Origin of the sequence: Neisseria sp. MVDL19-042950, assembly GCF_030504625.1 — a bacterium.
Classification (GTDB): Bacteria; Pseudomonadota; Gammaproteobacteria; order Burkholderiales; family Neisseriaceae; genus Neisseria.
The window spans coordinates 1-721 of the sequence record NZ_JAUKWH010000033.1 but is presented as its reverse complement, the minus strand read 5'-3'; the positions used below and the strand labels follow the sequence as shown (position 1 = coordinate 721).

Below are 721 nucleotides of genomic sequence, written 5' to 3'. Positions count from 1 at the left end.
TGCTGGAATTGGTTGAAATGGAAATTCGTGACTTGTTGTCAAGCTACGATTTCCCTGGTGATGATTGCCCGATCGTACAAGGTTCTGCATTGAAAGCGTTGGAAGGCGATGCTGCTTACGAAGAAAAAATCTTCGAATTGGCTGATGCATTGGACAGCTATATTCCGACTCCTGAGCGTGCAGTAGATAAACCGTTCCTGTTGCCGATTGAAGACGTATTCTCGATTTCTGGCCGTGGTACGGTAGTTACCGGCCGTGTAGAGCGCGGTATCATTCATGTAGGTGACGAGATTGAAATCGTTGGTTTGAAAGATACTCAAAAAACCACTTGTACCGGTGTGGAAATGTTCCGCAAACTGCTGGATGAAGGCCAAGCAGGTGATAACGTAGGTGTATTGTTGCGCGGTACTAAGCGTGAAGAAGTTGAGCGTGGCCAAGTATTGGCGAAGCCCGGTACCATCACTCCACACACTAAATTTAAAGCTGAAGTGTATGTGTTGAGCAAAGAAGAGGGTGGTCGTCATACACCGTTCTTTGCAAACTACCGTCCTCAATTCTACTTCCGTACAACTGACGTTACTGGTGCGGTTACACTGGAAGAGGGAGTTGAAATGGTAATGCCTGGTGAGAACGTAGCGATTACCGTTGAATTGATTGCGCCGATTGCGATGGAAGAAGGTCTGCGCTTTGCGATTCGTGAAGGTGGTCGTACGGTAGGTGC

General features: G+C 47.6%; 1 protein-coding gene. It reads left to right on the top strand.

Annotated features, from left to right (window positions below; all coding sequences use genetic code 11):
* Window positions 1-721: EF-Tu/IF-2/RF-3 family GTPase (locus Q0X97_RS11810; RefSeq protein ID WP_302067760.1), on the top strand; the 721-nt coding region annotated here is incomplete at both ends.